The sequence below is a fragment of the Phytoactinopolyspora halotolerans genome (genome assembly GCF_010550675.1).
Lineage (GTDB): Bacteria > Actinomycetota > Actinomycetes > Jiangellales > Jiangellaceae > Phytoactinopolyspora > Phytoactinopolyspora halotolerans.
Window position 1 is genome coordinate 24,713 of record NZ_JAAGOA010000034.1, and the last position, 16,487, is coordinate 41,199.

A 16,487-nucleotide genomic window follows, 5' to 3' on the forward strand; every position below is an offset into this window, starting at 1 on the left:
TCCGGGCATAGGCAAGGACGCCCGGATAGAATCCGGATAATGAGCGAATCTGTACAACTGGATCCGGTGGACTGGCAGATTCTGTCCATCCTTCAGGACGATGCGTCGATCACCAACAAGGCTCTGGCGGACCGGGTCGGCCTGCCGACGTCGTCGTGCCATGAGCGCGTGCGACGACTCCGGACGGCCGGGGTCATCGACGGCATCCGAGCGTCCGTCAACCCCGCCGCTGTCGGACGGGGCCTCCAAGCATTCATCGCCGTACGCCTCCGTCCGCACCGGCGCGACATGATCGAGAGCTTCACGGCGGCGGTGCTGGAGCTCCCCGAAACGCTGGCCCTGTACAACGTCTCAGGACCGGAGGACTTCTTTCTGCACGTCGCCGTCGTCGACAGCACCGATCTGCAGCGACTCATCATCGACGATCTCGCCTCTCGACCGGAGATCGCCCACTGCCAGACGCACCTGATCTTCGACCGGCCGCTCGTCACATCGATGCGACCGTACCCGGACACCCACACCGGCCCGACCACAGGATGGCGCAACCGCGGATCCACCCCGTGATCACCGGCCCTCTGGCGCGCCTAGATTACCGACAACAAAAACTGTCTTGACAATTTGATTTGTCGGTGCGATGGTTGGTCCATGTTCGATGTGACAGTGATCGAAAACGCGGCGGCAGCCGAGGCATCGCTGGACCCGGTCCGCGCCCGGCTTCTGGCCGAGCTCTCCGAGCCGGGCTCGGCCAGCACGCTCGCCCGAAAGGTGGGGCTGCCGCGGCAGAAGATCAACTACCACCTGAAGACGCTGGAACGGCACGGCCTGGTCGAACTTGTCGAAGAACGGCGGAAGGGCAACGTCACCGAGCGCGTGATGCGCGCCTCGGCCGCGTCGTACGTGATCTCACCTGCCGCGCTCGGTGCCGTCCAGCCCGATCCATCCCGAGCACCCGACCGGCTCTCCGCGCGCTGGCTGCTCGCCGTGGCATCTCGGCTCGTTCGGGACGTCGGATCGCTGATCACCGGCGCCGCCAAGGCGAACAAGCGGGTGGCGACGTTCGCCATCGACGGTGAGGTGCGCTTCGCGTCGGCCGCCGACCGGTCGGCGTTCGCCGAAGAACTGGCCACGGCGGTGACCGCTCTCGTCAGCAAGTACCACGACGAGTCGGCGGAGAGAGGACGCACGCACCGGATCGTCGTCGCCGTACATCCCAGCGTCTCCGACGACGCCGCACCCCCCTTCACGGACAAGGAACAGTGAGATGGGCCATCAGTTCGAGGGACATCAGGAAGCTCGGGTCGACGCCACCGCCGAGGAGGTGTGGGAGGCGATCGCCACCGGCCCCGGCATCGATTCGTGGTTCATGGGACGCAACGAGGTCGAGGGCGGCCAGGGCGGGGCGGTCCGGACGGCCTTCGGCGGTTACGCCCCGGAACACCGGATCACGGAATGGCGGCCCGGCGAGCGGTTCGCGTACCGGAGCGACGACGCGCCGGACGGCCGGTTCATCGCCTACGAGTTCATGATCGCCGGGCGCGACCGGGGAAGCACCGTGGTGCGCATCGTCACCAGCGGTTTTCTCCCCGGCGACGACTGGGAAGACGAGTACGACGCGATGCTCAAGGGCGGCGAACTCTTCTTCCACACGCTGGTGGAGTACCTTTCCCACTTCGCTGGGCGCCACGCGACGCCCGTCACCGCGTTCGGCCCGCCGGTGGCCGACTGGGACCACGCCTGGGCGACGCTGCGTCGCGCCTTCGGATTGGCCGAACCTGTCGACGTCGGCTCCGCTGCCCGGTTCGCCGGTGTGCCGACGAGCGCAGGCCGCACCGGTGACGATGACGGCGACGGCGACGGCGAACCCGAGACCACCCTGGTTGACGGCGTCGTCTACTTCACCAACGCCCACACGCTGGGCATCCGCACCGACGATGCGCTCTACCGGTTCATGAAGGGCTTCCACGGCCCGATGATCGCCAGCCACCACATCTTCGCCGGCACCGACCGGGAACCGGCGGAGCGAGCCTGGACGGACTGGCTGGCGCGGGCCCTGACCACGCGTTGAACAACACTCGGAGGGAAACCACCCATGTACACCACCACCTCGAACGACGGCACCACCATCGCGTACGACCGAACCGGCGACGGCCCACCCGTCATCCTGGTGGACGGCGCGCTCTGCCACCGGGCGTTCGGACCTGCCGCTCCCCTCGCCAAGCAGCTGGCCGACCGGTACACCGTGTACACCTACGACCGTCGCGGCCGCGGCGACAGCACCGACACACCGCCGTACGCCGTGGAGCGAGAGATCGAGGACATCGAGGCGCTGATCAAAGAGGCGGGCGGCTCCGCCTTCCTGTACGGCATCTCGTCCGGAGCCGCGCTCGCCATCGAGGCGGCCAACCGCGGCATCGGCGTCACCCGGCTCGCGACGTATGAAGCGCCGTACCTGGTCGACGAGACCGCGCCGCCGGAGCCGGCCGACTACCGCGAACGGCTCGAAGCGAACATCGCCGCCGGCAAGCGCAGCGACGCCGTGCGGCTGTTCATGAAACTGGTCGGAACGCCCGGTTTCGCCGTCGTCATGATGCGCATGATGCCGGTGTGGAAGAAGCTGAAGGCCGTCGCGCACACCCTTCCGTATGACCACGAGATCCTCAAGGTGGGCCGCCATCGTCGCCCGTTGCCGGCGGACCGCTGGACGTCGGTCACCATGCCGACGCTGGTCATGGCCGGCGGAAAGAGCCCGGACTGGATGCGCAACGCACAGACATCGCTCGCCGACGTCCTGCCGAACGCCGAGTACCGGACCCTGGAGGGCCAGACCCACCTGCTCAAGCCCGAGGCCGTCGCGCCCGTACTCAAGGGGTTCTTCACCTCGAGCCCGTGATCGTCAACCCCTGGCCGGACTTTCACCGGAGCAACGGCTGATGATCATCGGAGCCTCGGCAAGGCGGTGGCGATCCGTTCCAGGTCGGCGACCGCGTTGCCCGGCGGGACGTAAACGATGATCTCGCTGATACCCATCGACACATGCTGGTCGACGTTCCGGACCAGCTCATCGACCGACCCCTCGAACCGCAACTGGCTGGAACGCCGGATCTCCTCGGGGTCGCGGCCGACGTCGTCGCAATGCCGGTCCAAGACGGCGGAGAGATCGGCGATCTCCTCCGCATCGGCGTTGGGCACGTTCCACACGTCGGCGTACTGAGCCGCGATCCGCAGGGTCCGCTGACGGCCCCGCCCACCCACCCAGATCGGCGGGTAGGGCCGCTGGACCGGCTTCGGGTTCGCATACGCCTCGCTCAGCCGGTAATGCCGGCCGTCGAACGTCGCGCGCTCCTCGGTCCACAGCGCACGGACCACCTGGCACGCCTCCTCGAACCGGTCGATCCGCTCCCGCAGGGTCCCGAACTCGATGCCGAGCATGGTGTGTTCTTCCTCGACCCACGCCGCGCCCAGCCCGAACTCCAGCCGTCCGGCGGAGAGGTGGTCCACGGTGACGGCCATCTTCGCCAGCACCGCCGGATGCCGGTAGGTGTTGCCGGTCACCATGCAGCCGATCCTGATCCGCTCCGTCGCCTGCGCCATCGCGCCCAGCAACGTCCACGCTTCGAAGACGTCGCCGGGCAGCACATCGGGCTCGGGAGGCAGCGCGGCGAAATGGTCGTAGTTCCACAGATGGTCGAATCCGGCCTCGTCCGCGGTCTGCCAGAACGCCGTGAGCTCATCGATGGTGGTCAGCTGCTGGCTGAGCTTGACGCCGATATGCAGCGGATGGGATGCGGTCATGTTCCCTTCTCTACCGCACGCCGCGTCGGCGCATCGCATCGGGATCCGATCCGGGCGCGCCCGGGCGATGAGTTTTCGCCGGCGGCGCGGTCACTACATGTGACGGCATCACGAAGCCCCCACGCGGGACGAGGAGAAGGAGCACCGATATGGCGAAGGCTTCCCTGGGCAGCATGTTGCTCTCCAGCACCGATCCGGAGCGGTTGCACACGTGGTACGCGGCCGCCCTGACGCCGAACGACGACGCGCGGGTCGGCGATTACCGGGTGCTCAAGTTCGGCGAGTTCTACCTCATGTTCGACAACCGCGACGACGTCACGGAGAAGAACCGCGAGCCGGGACGGATGATTCTCAACTTCGACGTGGAGGATGCGCCCGCGGTCGCCGCGCGCATGGACAGCATGGGGGCGGCGTGGCTGTCACCGCTGGAAGACCGGGACGGGAGTTACTTCGCCACCGCGATCGACCCGGACGGCAACTACGTCCAGATCGTCCAGATCAGTGAAGAGCACCAGGCGGCGATGGAACGCATGACCGAGGCGAAGGAGTGACGACGATGTTCCGTGACACCAAGGCCTTCAGCGGGTTCTCCGTGAACGACCCCGAGGCCGCCCGCACGTTTTACGGCGAGACGCTCGGCATGCACGTGACCGACGTCGAAGCGATGCCAGGCTACGGACTGCTGACGCTGCACGTCGCCGGCAGCAACAACATCTTGATCTACCCCAAGCCGGACCACACGCCGGCGACGTTCACCATCCTCAACTTCCCGGTGGAGGACATCGACACGGCCGTCGACGAGCTCACCGCCCGCGGTGTGGAGTTCCTCCGATACCCGCAGTTCGAGGACGCCATGGACGACAAGGGAATCGTCCGCGCCGGACCCGGCGAAGGTCCGCAGATCGCGTGGTTCACCGATCCCGCCGGAAATGTTCTCTCTGTCCTTCAGGAGGCATAGAGTGCCAACCATGACGGAAACGCGCGCCACGACGGGTACCCGCGCCGAGAGCGGCACACCGGTCGAGACCAGAACGCCGGTCAACGACGACGAGTTCGCCCGCCTGGCGGATCCCTACCGGCGCGAACTGATGGCGCATTGCTACCGCATGCTCGGTTCGGTGCACGATGCGGAGGACCTGGTCCAGGAGACCTACCTGCGCGCGTGGAAGGCCTACGACAAGTTCGAGGGCCGGTCGTCGCTGCGCACCTGGCTGCACCGGATCGCGACGACGGCGTGCCTGACCGCGCTGGAAAGCCGGAACCGGCGTCCGCTGCCCACCGGACTGGGCGCCCCGAGCTCGCATCCTGCCGACGACATCTCCGAGCAGGCCGAGGTCCCGTGGCTGGAGCCGGTCCCGGACGACATGGTCGTCTCCGACGGTGCCGATCCGGCGGCGGTCGTGACGTCGCGGGAGAGTGTCCGGCTGGCGCTGATCGCAGCGCTGCAGCATCTACCGCCTCGGCAGCGTGCTGTGCTCATCTTGCGTGACGTGCTCAAATGGCGCGCATCCGAGGTCGCAGACGCGATCGGGATCTCCACGGCGGCGGTGAACAGCCTGCTCCAGCGGGCGCGCGCCCAGCTTGAGGAGGCCGCCCCGTCCGAGGAGGACACCACGCAGCCGACGTCGGCCGAACAGCTCGAGCTCCTCGAGCGTTACGCCAAGGCGTTCGAGACCTATGACGTCGAGGGAATGGTCAAACTGTTCACCTCGGACGCCGTGTGGGAGATGCCGCCGTTCCCGACGTGGTACCAGGGGCCGGAGAACATCGTCGGTCTGGTGCATCACCAGTGCCCGGCGCAGGGGCCCGGCGATATGCGCATGGTCCCGACGTTCGCCAACGGCCAGCCCGCGTTCGCCACGTACATGCGCGGCGAGGACGGCGTCTACCGGAAGTTCGGTCTGCAGGTGCTGACACTGCGCGACACCAAGGTCTCGCACGTGGGCATGTTCTTCGACGTCAGCCTGTTCGGAGCGTTCGGACTGCCGGACACGTTGCCGGCGGACACCGTGCCCGCTCCCACGGATTGAGCCTGGCGATGACCGCACAGCCCGTGACGGCGACGCTCACGGGCGGAGTTGAGCTGCTGGAGCGGGCGATCACCTATACCCGCAGTAACCTGCAGCTCATCACGCCCGGTGACCTGACCGACCCCACGCCCTGCCACGGCTGGGACCTCGCCGCCCTGCTCGCCCATATGGAGGATTCGCTCGACGCTCTCTGCGAAGCGGCGGACTTCGGCCGGATCGATCTCGACGACGGCGCCGACCGCCCCTGCATTGAGAGCGCCGCAGCGAGTGACGTCTGTGTCCGGCTGCGTACACGCGCGATCAGGCTGCTCAACTGGTCCGCTACGGCGCTCGGCGACGAGCCGATCGCGATCGCCGAGCGGCCCCTGACCGCGAGCATCGTCACCGCCACCGGAGCGCTGGAGATCACCGCCCACGGGTGGGACGTGGCGCAGGCCTGCGGCACCGACCGGCCGATCCCGGAGGAACTGGCCGAGGAGCTTCTCGCCGTGGCGCCGTTGCTGATCACCGACGCCGACCGGCCCGCGCGGTTCGCGGCACCGCGAGACGTACCCGAGTCCGCCGCTGCCGGCCACCGCCTGCTCGCCTTCCTCGGCCGCGAGGCGCGCGGCTGAGGAAGGGCCGGCCGCTGCACCGCCCGGCCACCCCACCCGGACCCGGGCAGTACCGCCTGCGCAGTCCCGTGCACCCGGCGGCGATTGCTCGCCAGCCGACTGGTTACTACCAAGGGCAGCAGCGTCGGAAGGTGGCGTACCGTGACCGAGACCGTTCGGCTTGGCACCATCGCAGGGGTCCGGGTCGGCCTGCACTGGAGCGTCCTGGGTATCGTCGTGCTCCTGGTGTTCGGCCTGGCCGGTGGCCTTCTCCCGGAGCAGTTCCCCGGCGAGCCGGCCGCCGCGTACATCCTGGCGGCGCTCGTCGCCACCGCCCTGTTCGTCCTGTCCCTGCTCGCCCACGAGGTGGGCCACGCGGTGGTGGCGACCCGCAACGGGATCGAGGTGGAAGGCATCACGCTGTGGCTGCTCGGCGGCGTGGCAGGGCTGCGTGGCGAAGCCAAGGACGCCGCCACCGACTTCCGGATCGCGGGCGTCGGACCGCTGATCAGCCTCGGCCTGGGTGGGGTGTTCCTCGCGGCCACCTGGGCGTCGATCACCCTCGACGCCCCCGATCTGGTCAGCGGCGTACTCGGTTACCTGACGACGATCAACGTGCTGCTCGCGCTGTTCAACCTGATTCCGGCGGCGCCGCTCGACGGTGGCCGCATTCTGCGGGCCATGTTGTGGGCATGGCGCGGAGACCGGCCGCAGGCTCAGATCTGGTCGGCACGGGCGGGCCGCGTCTTCGGCCTGATCCTGATCGCGCTCGGGTTGTTCTCCCTGTTCAGCGATTACGGCGGTGGCCTGTGGTGGATCCTGATCGGCCTGTTCGTCGTCACGATGGCGTCGGCGGAGGAACACCACGCCCGGATGGGTGCGGTGCTGGCCGGGCTTCGCGCACGCGACATCATGACCGCGGATCCCGACACCGCCGACCCGGACCAGGACGTCGCCGAGTTCGTCCACGACGTCGCCATGGTCCGGCGGCACTCCGCCTTCCCGTTGCTCAGACCCGGCGGCGAGGTGCAGGGCATGGTGACGCTGAATCGCATCCGCTCGGTTCCGCGGGAGCAGCACAGCGAGACGACGCTCGGTGAGATCTCCTGTCCCATCGCCGACGTCCCCGTCATCCGGCCCGACGAGCTGGTATCCGACATCCTGGTCCGGCTGAGCGGCTGCGCCGACGGGCGCGCCCTGGTGATGGACGGCGGTCGCCTGGTCGGGATCATCTCGCCCAGCGACGTCAGCCGGGCGGTGTCGCTGCGGGGCATCGGCGTCGACGACTTCAACGGTGCCGACCTCACCTACCGGCGTGGCTCCGACATGGGGAGCCCACGGAGTTAGCCGGGAACGGTGCCGTATACCGTCGTCCTCTATGACGATCGTTCATCCGATTGAGCATGCGTGGATCAGCACGGGCGACACCGGCGCACAGAATTACGACGAGTTCGCCGACGACGCCGAGATCACGGCCGTCATCGAGGCGAACCCGAACAGCGCGCTGGCGGTGGAGATGCCCCACCGGGCGCCGGACAGCGTCGGGAAGACATTCGCCGACTCGCTGCCGGACGCCGTGCAGCGGCTCGAGCAGGCCAAGGCGGACGGACGCTACGCCGGCGCGGCGAACGTCATCGTGCTCTACCGGATCACTGACCCGGATCCGGCACGTACCGCATACGGCATGTTCTGCCTGGTCGACACGGATCAGATCTCCACCCGGGCAGACGAGCCCGGCCTGGTGATCCGGAATGAGGACGTGTTCATCGAGAAGGTGCGCGAACGCGTCGCCCTGGCCGAGGCCACCGGCCATCTGCTCTCGCCGGTGCTGCTGATGCAGACCGGCGCGGGAGACGAACTGCAGGCCGAACTCGCCGCGGCGTGTGCGGCCGCGGGTGAGCCGGCCGCGACCGACGTGGACCACGGCGGACGCACGCACGCGATCTGGCCGTTGCCGCCCGGAGCGACGGCGGACCGGCTACGCGAACTCGCCGGCGGCGGCGAGCTGGTGGTCGCCGACGGCAACCACCGCAGCCTGGCCGCTCAGACCGGAGGACTCACGCGGTTCCTCGCCGTGGTCACGACGCCGCAGTCGGTCACCATCGACCCGTACCACCGTCTGGTGCACGACCTGCCGATTCCGGCGGCAGCGCTGCTGGAGGAGCTGCGCGCCAAGGGAGCGACCGTCGAGGCGCTGACGGCACCGCCGGAGACGCCGGCCAGGGCGGGAACGGTGCATCTTTACGCCGGCGGCACCGGATACGCGGTCAGCCTGCCGTCCGCGGACGGCGAGGCTGTGACGGAACGCCTGGACCATGCGCTGGTGGAGCGGGTCGTGCTCGGCGATGCACTCGGCCTGGACCCCGGCGACAAGCGGGTCCGCTACATCGGTGGCGACTACCCGGCTAGCTGGCTGCGTGACGAGGTCGACGCCGGCCGTGCCGACCTGGCGATCCTGATACCGCCGGTGAGCGTGGACGACTTCGTCGCGGTCAACCTGGCCCGGCAGAAGATGCCGCGGAAGAGCACCTGGTTCACGCCGAAGGCGCGAGCGGGCCTGGTTCTGGCGCAACTGCACCAGGCAGGGTGAACGCCCGGCACGTGGCTGAACCTGCGCGGCACGCCGTCGGCGAGCGTCGGCGAGCCGGTCAGCATTCGGCCAGCCGGGACACCTCCAACGAGGATCCGAGCATCGACACGTTCACGCGGCCGTCGTCCGGTTCGACCGCGTAGCGGGTCACGTCGCCGTCGATCTCGGGCGACCCGAGTCGGGCCGCGTAGAAGTCCCACGCGTCCGGCGGTACCACGTCTTCACCGCCGCCCAGGACCAGCAGTTCGATACCGTCGTCGCCGCGAGCGAACGCCTGACCGGCTCCGCAGGTCGCGGGATCCATACCGGCCTCGCCGAAGACACTCACTGCCCAGGCGTCGTCGGCGGCATCGATCAGCGTCTGCGCCGGCGCGGACAACCCCTCGCCCTCGCCGTAGGCGTCCCGGATCTCCGGCGAGCGGGCCAGCACCAGCAGGCCGTCGTCGACCTTCACCGCCGGATACCGGGCATCGATGTCGGAGCTCTGCCCGCCGCCCACGTTCAGATAGCTGCCGTCACCCTCGTCATCGAAGCCTGCCTCAGCGTACGCCGCACCGAGCGCGTCGGGGTCCTGGCCGGTCGCGATCACCGTCAGTCCTTCGATCGGCAGGCTGACGACGATCTCGACCTGTCCGATGTCGATCGCGTCCAGGTGTGCGTTGCCGACCGGCGTGTTGAACGGCGCGATGACGGCCGCCAGCTCCGCCGCGAGCAGGGCCGGAGGATCCACCTCATCCTGGTGGAAGGTGACATCGGCGATGAACTCCGGGTACCGGCCCAGTGTGTCCCGGTCGAGTTCGTAGTGCTCTGCCAACGCGGCCACGTCCAGCACCAGCACTGACGCGGAACCACCAGGAAGCCCGTCGACCATGTCGGCCATCCGTTCCGCGGAATCGCCACTGTCACATGCGGACACCGCCGCCGAGGCCAGCAACGTGGGGAGAACAAGCACACGGTGACGAGCCATAGTGCCGATCCTATGGGCCGGATGCCGGCCGTGTCGCCCGTCGACTCCGGGCCCGCGCGAGGTGTTCATGCCGGTTTCACCTCACCACCGGATACGGCCATCTGCGCAGGTCGACGCGGCATGTGCGGGATGAGTCCGAACTGCCGCACATTCGATGCGCCATGTTCGTGCTCAATTCACTGTTTGTTCACGTCTGTGCGGCTTCCTTTACGTGGTTGTCCGATAAAAGGACAGACGTCGACGAAAGGTCGAATGGTAGATGGCGAGCACCCTAGTCGTTCGTGAGAGCGCACGCCGCGTCACTCACGTCGCCGCCCCTTCCCTTCCCGCCACCACCTCCGCAGTCGCACGGCAGCGCCGCACCCGCACCGTCGCCAACTGGCTGCTGGTCGCCGGCTTGATCTACCTTCTGATCAGCGCCGTCAGCATCATCGGCTCGGGGTTCAAGACGGCCACCGGGGACCAGGCGGAACAGCTGTTCCAGTTCGCCACCAACCCGATCGTCGGGCTGACGGTCGGCATCGTCGCCACGGCGCTGATCCAGTCGTCGTCGACGGTGACGTCGATCATCGTCGGCCTCGTGGCCGGCGGACTGCCGGTGAGCGTGGCGGTGCCGATGGTGATGGGCGCCAACATCGGCACCACCGTCACCAACACTCTGATCAGTCTCGGATACGCGCGCCAGAAGGACGAGTTCCGGCGGGCGTTCTCCGCGGCGACCGTGCACGACTTCTTCAACCTCCTCGCGGTCGCCATCTTCCTCCCGCTCGAGATCATGTTCGGATTCATCGAGCGGGTCGCGCTGTTGCTGGCCGAGCCGTTGGCCGGCGGCGGCGATTACTCGATGTCCGAAGCCAACGTGGTCAGCACGCTGACCTCGCCGGTCACCGATACGGTGGCCAGCGCGGCGGCCGTGCTGCCGACCACGCTCGAAGGCATCGCGATGATCCTCGCCGGCATGGCACTGATCCTCGTCGCCATCCGCTACGTGGGCCGGCTGCTGAAGTCACTGCTGGTTGGCCGCGCGCAGCGTATCCTCAATGCCTCGATAGGACGGGGCCCGCTCAGCGGCATGGCCTCCGGCTGCGCCGTCACCGTGCTGGTGCAGTCGTCCACAACCAGCACAAGCCTGATGGTCCCGCTCGCCGGATCAGGGGCGCTGAGTCTACGGCAGATCTACCCGTTCACGCTGGGCGCGAACGTGGGCACCACGGTCACAGCGCTGCTGGCGTCGACCGCCGTCACCGGGGTCCACGCCGTGCACGCGCTGGAGATCGCGCTAGTCCACCTGCTGTTCAACGTCTTCGCGCTGGCGCTCATCTACGGCGTGCCGGTGCTTCGTGAGATCCCGCTGGCCGGAGCCCGGTGGCTCGCCTCACTGGCGGTGAAGCAGAAGATGTATGCGGTGGCGTGGGTGCTCGGCACCTTCATCCTGCTCCCCGGCGCTCTGATCCTGGCCACGTCGCTGTTCTAAGCTCCCGGTGGAGCGGTGCCTATCGGTCCGGTCAGCAGACCGCCGTCGACGGGCAGCGTGACTCCCGTGATCCACGACGCGTCGTCGGACGCCAGAAAGGCGACCGCGGCAGCGACGTCATCTGGTTCTCCGACCCGGTCCAGGGGGTACAAGCGCCGTATGCGCTCCACCTGGTCGAGCCGTGCTTCCCCCATGTCAGTCCACACGCGGGTACGGATGGTGCCCGGGGCCACCATGTTGACCCGCACGGATCGAGCATCGGAACCCGAATGCCGCAGCGTGCGCCGACCATAGCGGACGGCCAGGTTCCGGGTGAGGTTCTCCAGGCCGGCTTTTGCAGTGGAGTAAGCGATGTCGCCGACGGCAGCCAGGCCGTTCACCGATCCTACAGAGACGATGCTGCCGCCGACCGGTGACGCCAGCAGATGCGGCAGTGCCGCCTGGATGCATCGGACGGCGCCTTGAAGGTTGAGATCGACTATCCGCCGCCAGTCCTCGTCGTCGAGGTCCTCGAACTCCGCGGCGAACGATCCACCGGCGTTGTTGACGAGCACGTCCAAGCGACCGAACCGCTCGAGGACGGCGGCGACGGCCGTGTGCACCGAGGACGTTTCGGTGACGTCACACGCCACCACCTGGACGCTGCTGTCTCCACCGACATCGCCACCGGACGCGGCGACCTCTCTCGCGGCGGTTTCCGCGGCCTCGACATCGACGTCGGCAAGCGCAACGGCGGCGCCCTCCGCGTGCAGCCGCTCCACAACGGCTCGCCCGATCCCGTGCGCCGCACCGGTCACGAACGCCACGCGGCCGACGAAGCGCCGCATTCCGCCCAATCCTCGGCCGTCCTGCGCGCCGTCCCCCGCATTCGGATGCACCATGGGAACTCACCCTAGCGAGGCGGTCTCGTCGTGAGGCGGGTTCGGTGTCCGATTCGTTCAAGACGAGCCGGGCCGGCCGCGCTTAGCGTGGGTGTCATGAAGCCACGAATCGCAGCAGTCGAACTGGTCGTCGCGGACATGGCCCGCTCCCTCGCGTTCTACCGGCGGCTCGGTCTGGACATCCCGGCCGAGGCCGACGCCCAACCGCACGTCGAAGCTGAACTCGGAGGAGGGATCCGCCTGCTCTGGGACACGGTGGAGACGATCCGCTCATTCGACCCTGACTACAAGCAGCCCGGCATCAGCCAGATTGCGCTCGCGGTCGACTGCGCCGAGCCGTCGGCCGTCGATGCGCTGTATAAAGACCTGGTCGACGCCGGTTATCCCGGCGAGCGTGAACCGTGGGATGCCTTCTGGGGCCAACGATACGCTTCGGTCAAGGATCCCGACGGCAACGATGTCGATCTGTTCGCCGCCCTGCCGTCCGACGACGCCTGACCTGCGCCGGGGACCTCGTTGGCCGCGTCACTCACCAGAGACGTAAAGGTCGTGCCCGTCAGGGCCTTCACGTCGCGGGCCAGGTGGGCCTGGTCGGAATACCCGGCCACGAGGGCCGCCTCGGCCGGCTGTCTACCGAGCCGGCCGAGATCCAAGGCCCGATTGAGGCGGATGATCCGCGCCAGCGTCTTCGGGCCGTACCCGAACGCGTCGAGGCTCCGCCGGCGCAGCTGCCGCTCGCTGAATCCGACGGCGTCGGCGACGCTCTCGACGCTCATGCCGCGCCCGAGCATCTCGACCGCGAACTCCGCTACCGGATCAGGCCGCGCGCCGTCAGCGAGCCTGTCGAGCACAACCTTCTCCAGAATCCGGGACGGAGGGTGCGCTGCCTGCCCGAGCCGCTCGGATAACCGTCGCACCTCCGCCGAGGGCCAGATCTGCGCGAGCGGCACGCGCTGATCCCGAACCTCACGCGCCGGCACGCCGATGACGCAGGGACCGACGCCGGCGGCGAACCGTAGCCCCACGTAGACACTCGGCGTCCAGGTGGTGTGGTAGGCCGCCGTGTCCGGCCCGGCTATCACCAGCTCGCCGTCGAGCCACAGCAGGTCCATGCACCCGTCGGGCAGCACCATGCGGTCTTCGCGCCGGCCCTCGGCTCGCGCGGTCCACACGACCGTGTGCTCGACGACCGACGGCCACTCCCGGTACATACTCCAAGCCTGGCACGCTCCACCGACAGCATCCAGGCGGAGACGTCGCCAATGTTACTGAGCTCGCATGCCCGCGATCGCCGGCGTCGACCGCGAAAACCGCGCTTCACCGACCATTCGCACCGGAGGGGTTGTCAAGATCGCCGTCATCTACGAAACTTCTTTTCACGTCAGCAGCCGATCTCAGGAAGTCTGAGAATTAGGAGGCAAGCCCATGGGCTCGCTCCGCGCCATCCTGACCGTGTTCACCACCACACTGCTGGCGGCCACCCTGGTCGCCGCCACACCCTCCGCCGCCGGCCCAGATGCCCGGGCACGCGCGTCCGACGCCGCCGCCCAGAATCGTTCCGCCGACACATCGGACGCCGTCGCCCCCGCGCAATGCGACATCGACCCGCCCACACCCAAGCGGCAGTTCCGGGCCATGTGGATCGCCTCAGTGCACAACATCGACTGGCCGAGCCGCACCGGCCTCAGCGTCTCCCAGCAGCAGGCAGAGTTCCGTTCCTGGCTGGATGTCGCCGAAGAGAACAACTTCAACGCGGTGATCGTGCAGATCAGGCCCACGGCCGACGCGTTCTGGCCGTCTCCGCACGAACCGTGGTCACACTGGCTGACCGGGACGCAGGGGCGCGATCCCGGGTATGACCCGCTGGAGTTCATGGTTGCCGAAGCACACAAGCGCAATATCGAGTTCCACGCCTGGTTCAACCCGTACCGGGTGGCGACGCACACCAACGTCAACAACCTGGCCGCAGGTCACCCCGTCCGGCAGAACCCGGACTGGGCCTTCGCCTACAACGGCCAGCTTTACTACAACCCGGGCATTCCCGCCGTCCGGGAGTTCGTCCAGGACGCGATGATGCATGCGGTGCAGAACTACGACGTCGACGGCGTCCACTTCGACGACTACTTCTACCCATATCCGGCAAGCGGCCAACAGATCCCTGACCAGGACACGTACAACCAGTACGGCGGCGGGTTCAGCAACATCGGCGACTGGCGGCGAAACAACGTCGACCTGCTCGTGCAGGAGATGAATGCACGGATCAAGCAGGCGAAGCCGCACGTCAAGTTCGGCATCAGCCCATTCGGCATCTGGCGGAACAGCTCCACCGACCCGGCCGGCTCGAACACCAACGGTCTGCAGTCGTACGACGCGATCTACGCCGACTCCCGCCGGTGGGTGACCGAAGGCTGGCTCGACTACATCAACCCGCAGATCTACTGGGAGATCGGCCATTCCGCGGCCGACTACGCAGTGCTCGTGCCCTGGTGGTCCGACGTCGTCAGCGGCACCGACGTGCAGCTCTACGTCGGCCAAGCCGCGTACAAGGTGGGTGACGGCGGCGCATGGAACGACGCCACGGAACTCAGCGATCATCTGCACCTCAACCGGAACCATCCCGAAGTCCGCGGCGATGTCTACTTCAGCGCCAAGGACGTGGACACGGACCGGCTGGGTTCGATCAGCCGCCTCACGGCAGACCACTACCGCCGACCGGCCCTGATCCCAGACATGCCCCAGCTGGGCGGCTCCGCGCCGAGTGCACCGTCGATCACCGACGCCGACCGGACCGGAAGCGGCGTATCGCTGACGATCAGCGGCAACGCCTCGTCGTACGCCGTCTACCGCTTCAACGGCGACACAACCGCCGATCCGTGCGACTTCGACGACGCGTCGCACCTCATCGGCACAGTGCGCGCGAGCGGCTCCGGCGCCACGTTCACCGACTCCACCGCCGACAGCCAGGGCTACACGTATTACGTGACCGCACTCGACCGCACGCAGCTCGAGAGCGAGCCGAGCGCACGTGCCGTCGTGCAGCCCGGGTCCGGCGGATCCTGGAGCATGACGATCGACGACGCCGACAGCGGCTTCACCGCCGGCGACAGCTGGGGCACATCGTCGTGGTCGTCCGAACGGCACGGTGACGGCTACCGGTACGCCGACCCGGTAGCCGCCAGCGACGTCGCCTGGTTCCTGGCGGACGTGCCGGCGAACGGAAGCTACCGGGTGGAGGTCTGGTACCCGTCGAACTCGGGCTACAACTCGGCGACCCCCTACATCATCGCCACGTCCGGCGGGAACGAGGTGGTGCGCGTGGATCAACGTTCCGGTGGCGGGCAGTGGGTCGACCTCGGCACGTTCACGCTGCCGGCGGGTGAGCGGAACGTCGTCGGGGTGAGCCGGTGGACGTCGACGAGCGGATACGTCGTCGCCGACGCCGTGCGGATCACCCGGGTGTGACGGCATCCGGCGGGGCGACCGCCCGTCGGACCGCCTCCCGCAGTTGACGGCGGCGCCGGTCATGGCCGGCGCCGTCGTCCTGCAGGTGTGTCGCGTAGGTGAGACTCACCGGTGACCAGCTATGCGACATAGCGATGACGAGCGCGTGCACGTCCCGCGGATCCATCGTCGGGTCGACCACCCCGGTCTGCTGAGCCTCCACGATCTCATCGATCTTGCTCTGGTGTGACTCATCGTCGGGCACCAGCTCTCCGTGCGGGCGGCGCTCCAGGCGCGCCCACATGGCCAGGCGGACGAGTGTCGGCGAGGTCAGGTAGAAGTCATAGAGGCGTACCGCATACCGCGGCAGGTCACCACCGGTCAACGGCACAGCGTCCATCAGCCCCACAAGGTGCTGGCGAAAGACGGCGTCGAACAACCCTTCCTTGCTGCCGAAGTATGCGTACAGCTGTGCCTTGTTCGCGTGGGCTGCCGCGGCGATCCGGTCCACCCGTGCGCCCGCGATCCCGTAAGCGGCGAATTCGTCGGTCGCGGCGTCCAGCAGGCGACGTCGCGTGGCTTCGGCCCTTCCCATAGAACCACGATAACCAACTCGTTAGTTTGCCTCGCCACGTACCACCATTGTAGGTTCCGATAGAAACTAACCAGTTTGTTTGTTGTCGAAAAGGGACGGCGCCTACCCGCCCCGTGACCGCCAC

The 16,487-nt window shown here is 67.9% G+C and carries 19 protein-coding genes; 14 read left to right on the forward strand and 5 right to left on the reverse strand.

The annotated features are described in order from the left end of the window. Window positions 1–39: 39 nt before the first annotated feature. The 4 genes from G1H10_RS30090 (at window position 40) to G1H10_RS30105 (ending at window position 2,890) form a co-directional block, all read left to right on the forward strand. Entirely contained in the window at window positions 40–564 is a 525-nt protein-coding gene (locus tag G1H10_RS30090; protein ID WP_163744953.1) for an Lrp/AsnC family transcriptional regulator, read from the forward strand. An 81-nt stretch (window positions 565–645) separates the two neighbouring features. Next, window positions 646–1,260: an ArsR/SmtB family transcription factor gene (locus G1H10_RS30095; RefSeq protein ID WP_174264794.1), complete on the forward strand. Its 615-nt coding sequence runs from the start codon at window positions 646–648 to the stop codon at window positions 1,258–1,260. A gap of 1 nt (window position 1,261) precedes the next feature. Then, on the forward strand, window positions 1,262–2,065 hold the full coding sequence (locus G1H10_RS30100; protein ID WP_163744955.1) for an SRPBCC family protein: 804 nt from the start codon (window positions 1,262–1,264) through the stop codon (window positions 2,063–2,065). Between the two features lie 24 nt (window positions 2,066–2,089). Then, entirely contained in the window at window positions 2,090–2,890 is an 801-nt protein-coding gene (locus G1H10_RS30105) for an alpha/beta fold hydrolase (RefSeq protein ID WP_163744956.1), read from the forward strand. Between the two features lie 44 nt (window positions 2,891–2,934). On the opposite strand, the gene G1H10_RS30110 is transcribed toward G1H10_RS30105, so the two are convergent. Then, window positions 2,935–3,792 carry an LLM class F420-dependent oxidoreductase gene (locus G1H10_RS30110; protein ID WP_163744958.1) on the reverse strand — a complete coding sequence of 286 codons (858 nt, stop codon included), beginning with the start codon at window positions 3,790–3,792 and terminating at the stop codon, window positions 2,935–2,937. A gap of 149 nt (window positions 3,793–3,941) precedes the next feature. On the opposite strand from G1H10_RS30110, the gene G1H10_RS30115 reads away from it, so the two are divergent. The 6 genes from G1H10_RS30115 (at window position 3,942) to G1H10_RS30140 (ending at window position 9,005) form a co-directional block, all read left to right on the forward strand. Continuing rightward, the gene (locus tag G1H10_RS30115; protein ID WP_163744960.1) at window positions 3,942–4,343 is read left to right on the forward strand and encodes a VOC family protein; all 402 of its coding nucleotides are present in this window, start codon (window positions 3,942–3,944) and stop codon (window positions 4,341–4,343) included. A gap of 5 nt (window positions 4,344–4,348) precedes the next feature. Then, window positions 4,349–4,750, forward strand: a complete 402-nt coding sequence (locus G1H10_RS30120) for a VOC family protein (protein WP_163744961.1) — start codon at window positions 4,349–4,351, stop codon at window positions 4,748–4,750. A gap of 10 nt (window positions 4,751–4,760) precedes the next feature. After that, entirely contained in the window at window positions 4,761–5,822 is a 1,062-nt protein-coding gene (locus G1H10_RS30125) for a sigma-70 family RNA polymerase sigma factor (RefSeq protein WP_163744963.1), read from the forward strand. An 8-nt stretch (window positions 5,823–5,830) separates the two neighbouring features. Beyond that, window positions 5,831–6,436, forward strand: coding sequence for a TIGR03086 family metal-binding protein (locus tag G1H10_RS30130; RefSeq protein ID WP_163744965.1), 606 nt, complete (start codon window positions 5,831–5,833; stop codon window positions 6,434–6,436). 141 nt (window positions 6,437–6,577) lie between these two features. Beyond that, a complete protein-coding gene (locus G1H10_RS30135) occupies window positions 6,578–7,762 on the forward strand; it encodes a site-2 protease family protein (protein ID WP_163744967.1) in 1,185 nt (394 codons plus the stop codon). A gap of 31 nt (window positions 7,763–7,793) precedes the next feature. After that, on the forward strand, window positions 7,794–9,005 hold the full coding sequence (locus G1H10_RS30140; RefSeq protein WP_163744969.1) for a DUF1015 family protein: 1,212 nt from the start codon (window positions 7,794–7,796) through the stop codon (window positions 9,003–9,005). A 58-nt stretch (window positions 9,006–9,063) separates the two neighbouring features. Here G1H10_RS30140 and G1H10_RS30145 read toward each other — a convergent pair whose 3' ends face one another. Next, the gene (locus G1H10_RS30145; RefSeq protein ID WP_163744970.1) at window positions 9,064–9,972 is read right to left on the reverse strand and encodes a hypothetical protein; all 909 of its coding nucleotides are present in this window, start codon (window positions 9,970–9,972) and stop codon (window positions 9,064–9,066) included. Window positions 9,973–10,231: 259 nt separating this feature from the next. Between G1H10_RS30145 and G1H10_RS30150 the strand changes: the two genes are divergently transcribed. After that, the gene (locus G1H10_RS30150) at window positions 10,232–11,446 is read left to right on the forward strand and encodes a Na/Pi symporter (RefSeq protein ID WP_163744973.1); all 1,215 of its coding nucleotides are present in this window, start codon (window positions 10,232–10,234) and stop codon (window positions 11,444–11,446) included. Here G1H10_RS30150 and G1H10_RS30155 read toward each other — a convergent pair. Beyond that, the gene (locus tag G1H10_RS30155) at window positions 11,443–12,327 is read right to left on the reverse strand and encodes an SDR family NAD(P)-dependent oxidoreductase (RefSeq protein WP_216853808.1); all 885 of its coding nucleotides are present in this window, start codon (window positions 12,325–12,327) and stop codon (window positions 11,443–11,445) included. The two genes, G1H10_RS30150 and G1H10_RS30155, sit on opposite strands and share 4 nt — an antisense overlap. Window positions 12,328–12,423: 96 nt before the next feature. Between G1H10_RS30155 and G1H10_RS30160 the strand changes: the two genes are divergently transcribed. Continuing rightward, on the forward strand, window positions 12,424–12,825 hold the full coding sequence (locus G1H10_RS30160) for a VOC family protein (protein ID WP_163744975.1): 402 nt from the start codon (window positions 12,424–12,426) through the stop codon (window positions 12,823–12,825). Here G1H10_RS30160 and G1H10_RS30165 read toward each other — a convergent pair. After that, complete coding sequence (locus G1H10_RS30165; protein ID WP_163744976.1) at window positions 12,708–13,538, reverse strand: helix-turn-helix transcriptional regulator; 831 nt, start codon at window positions 13,536–13,538, stop codon at window positions 12,708–12,710. The two genes, G1H10_RS30160 and G1H10_RS30165, sit on opposite strands and share 118 nt — an antisense overlap. 67 nt (window positions 13,539–13,605) lie before the next feature. Between G1H10_RS30165 and G1H10_RS34245 the strand changes: the two genes are divergently transcribed. Both G1H10_RS34245 and G1H10_RS30170 read left to right on the forward strand, forming a co-directional pair. After that, window positions 13,606–13,734 carry a hypothetical protein gene (locus G1H10_RS34245; RefSeq protein WP_281354484.1) on the forward strand — a complete coding sequence of 43 codons (129 nt, stop codon included), beginning with the start codon at window positions 13,606–13,608 and terminating at the stop codon, window positions 13,732–13,734. 18 nt (window positions 13,735–13,752) lie between these two features. Continuing rightward, a complete protein-coding gene (locus G1H10_RS30170; protein ID WP_163744978.1) occupies window positions 13,753–15,789 on the forward strand; it encodes a family 10 glycosylhydrolase in 2,037 nt (678 codons plus the stop codon). Here the strand turns inward: G1H10_RS30170 and G1H10_RS30175 are convergent. Next, window positions 15,776–16,363, reverse strand: a complete 588-nt coding sequence (locus G1H10_RS30175) for a TetR family transcriptional regulator (protein WP_163744979.1) — start codon at window positions 16,361–16,363, stop codon at window positions 15,776–15,778. The two genes, G1H10_RS30170 and G1H10_RS30175, sit on opposite strands and share 14 nt — an antisense overlap. Window positions 16,364–16,487 lie beyond the last annotated feature (124 nt).

What these genes read in the sequence shown, in the direction of transcription:
- G1H10_RS30140 (WP_163744969.1), top strand. Translation starts at nt 7,794, where the DNA reads ATGACGATCGTTCATCCGATTGAGCATGCGTGGATCAGCACGGGCGAC.
- G1H10_RS30150 (WP_163744973.1), top strand. Translation starts at nt 10,232, where the DNA reads ATGGCGAGCACCCTAGTCGTTCGTGAGAGCGCACGCCGCGTCACTCAC.
- G1H10_RS30110 (WP_163744958.1), bottom strand. Translation starts at nt 3,792, where the DNA reads ATGACCGCATCCCATCCGCTGCATATCGGCGTCAAGCTCAGCCAGCAG.
- G1H10_RS30160 (WP_163744975.1), top strand. Translation starts at nt 12,424, where the DNA reads ATGAAGCCACGAATCGCAGCAGTCGAACTGGTCGTCGCGGACATGGCC.
- G1H10_RS30090 (WP_163744953.1), top strand. Translation starts at nt 40, where the DNA reads ATGAGCGAATCTGTACAACTGGATCCGGTGGACTGGCAGATTCTGTCC.
- G1H10_RS30115 (WP_163744960.1), top strand. Translation starts at nt 3,942, where the DNA reads ATGGCGAAGGCTTCCCTGGGCAGCATGTTGCTCTCCAGCACCGATCCG.
- G1H10_RS30170 (WP_163744978.1), top strand. Translation starts at nt 13,753, where the DNA reads ATGGGCTCGCTCCGCGCCATCCTGACCGTGTTCACCACCACACTGCTG.
- G1H10_RS30120 (WP_163744961.1), top strand. Translation starts at nt 4,349, where the DNA reads ATGTTCCGTGACACCAAGGCCTTCAGCGGGTTCTCCGTGAACGACCCC.
- G1H10_RS30095 (WP_174264794.1), top strand. Translation starts at nt 646, where the DNA reads ATGTTCGATGTGACAGTGATCGAAAACGCGGCGGCAGCCGAGGCATCG.
- G1H10_RS30130 (WP_163744965.1), top strand. Translation starts at nt 5,831, where the DNA reads ATGACCGCACAGCCCGTGACGGCGACGCTCACGGGCGGAGTTGAGCTG.
- G1H10_RS30165 (WP_163744976.1), bottom strand. Translation starts at nt 13,538, where the DNA reads ATGTACCGGGAGTGGCCGTCGGTCGTCGAGCACACGGTCGTGTGGACC.
- G1H10_RS30105 (WP_163744956.1), top strand. Translation starts at nt 2,090, where the DNA reads ATGTACACCACCACCTCGAACGACGGCACCACCATCGCGTACGACCGA.
- G1H10_RS30125 (WP_163744963.1), top strand. Translation starts at nt 4,761, where the DNA reads ATGACGGAAACGCGCGCCACGACGGGTACCCGCGCCGAGAGCGGCACA.
- G1H10_RS30145 (WP_163744970.1), bottom strand. Translation starts at nt 9,972, where the DNA reads ATGGCTCGTCACCGTGTGCTTGTTCTCCCCACGTTGCTGGCCTCGGCG.
- G1H10_RS34245 (WP_281354484.1), top strand. Translation starts at nt 13,606, where the DNA reads ATGCCCGCGATCGCCGGCGTCGACCGCGAAAACCGCGCTTCACCGACC.
- G1H10_RS30175 (WP_163744979.1), bottom strand. Translation starts at nt 16,363, where the DNA reads ATGGGAAGGGCCGAAGCCACGCGACGTCGCCTGCTGGACGCCGCGACC.
- G1H10_RS30155 (WP_216853808.1), bottom strand. Translation starts at nt 12,327, where the DNA reads ATGGTGCATCCGAATGCGGGGGACGGCGCGCAGGACGGCCGAGGATTG.
- G1H10_RS30100 (WP_163744955.1), top strand. Translation starts at nt 1,262, where the DNA reads ATGGGCCATCAGTTCGAGGGACATCAGGAAGCTCGGGTCGACGCCACC.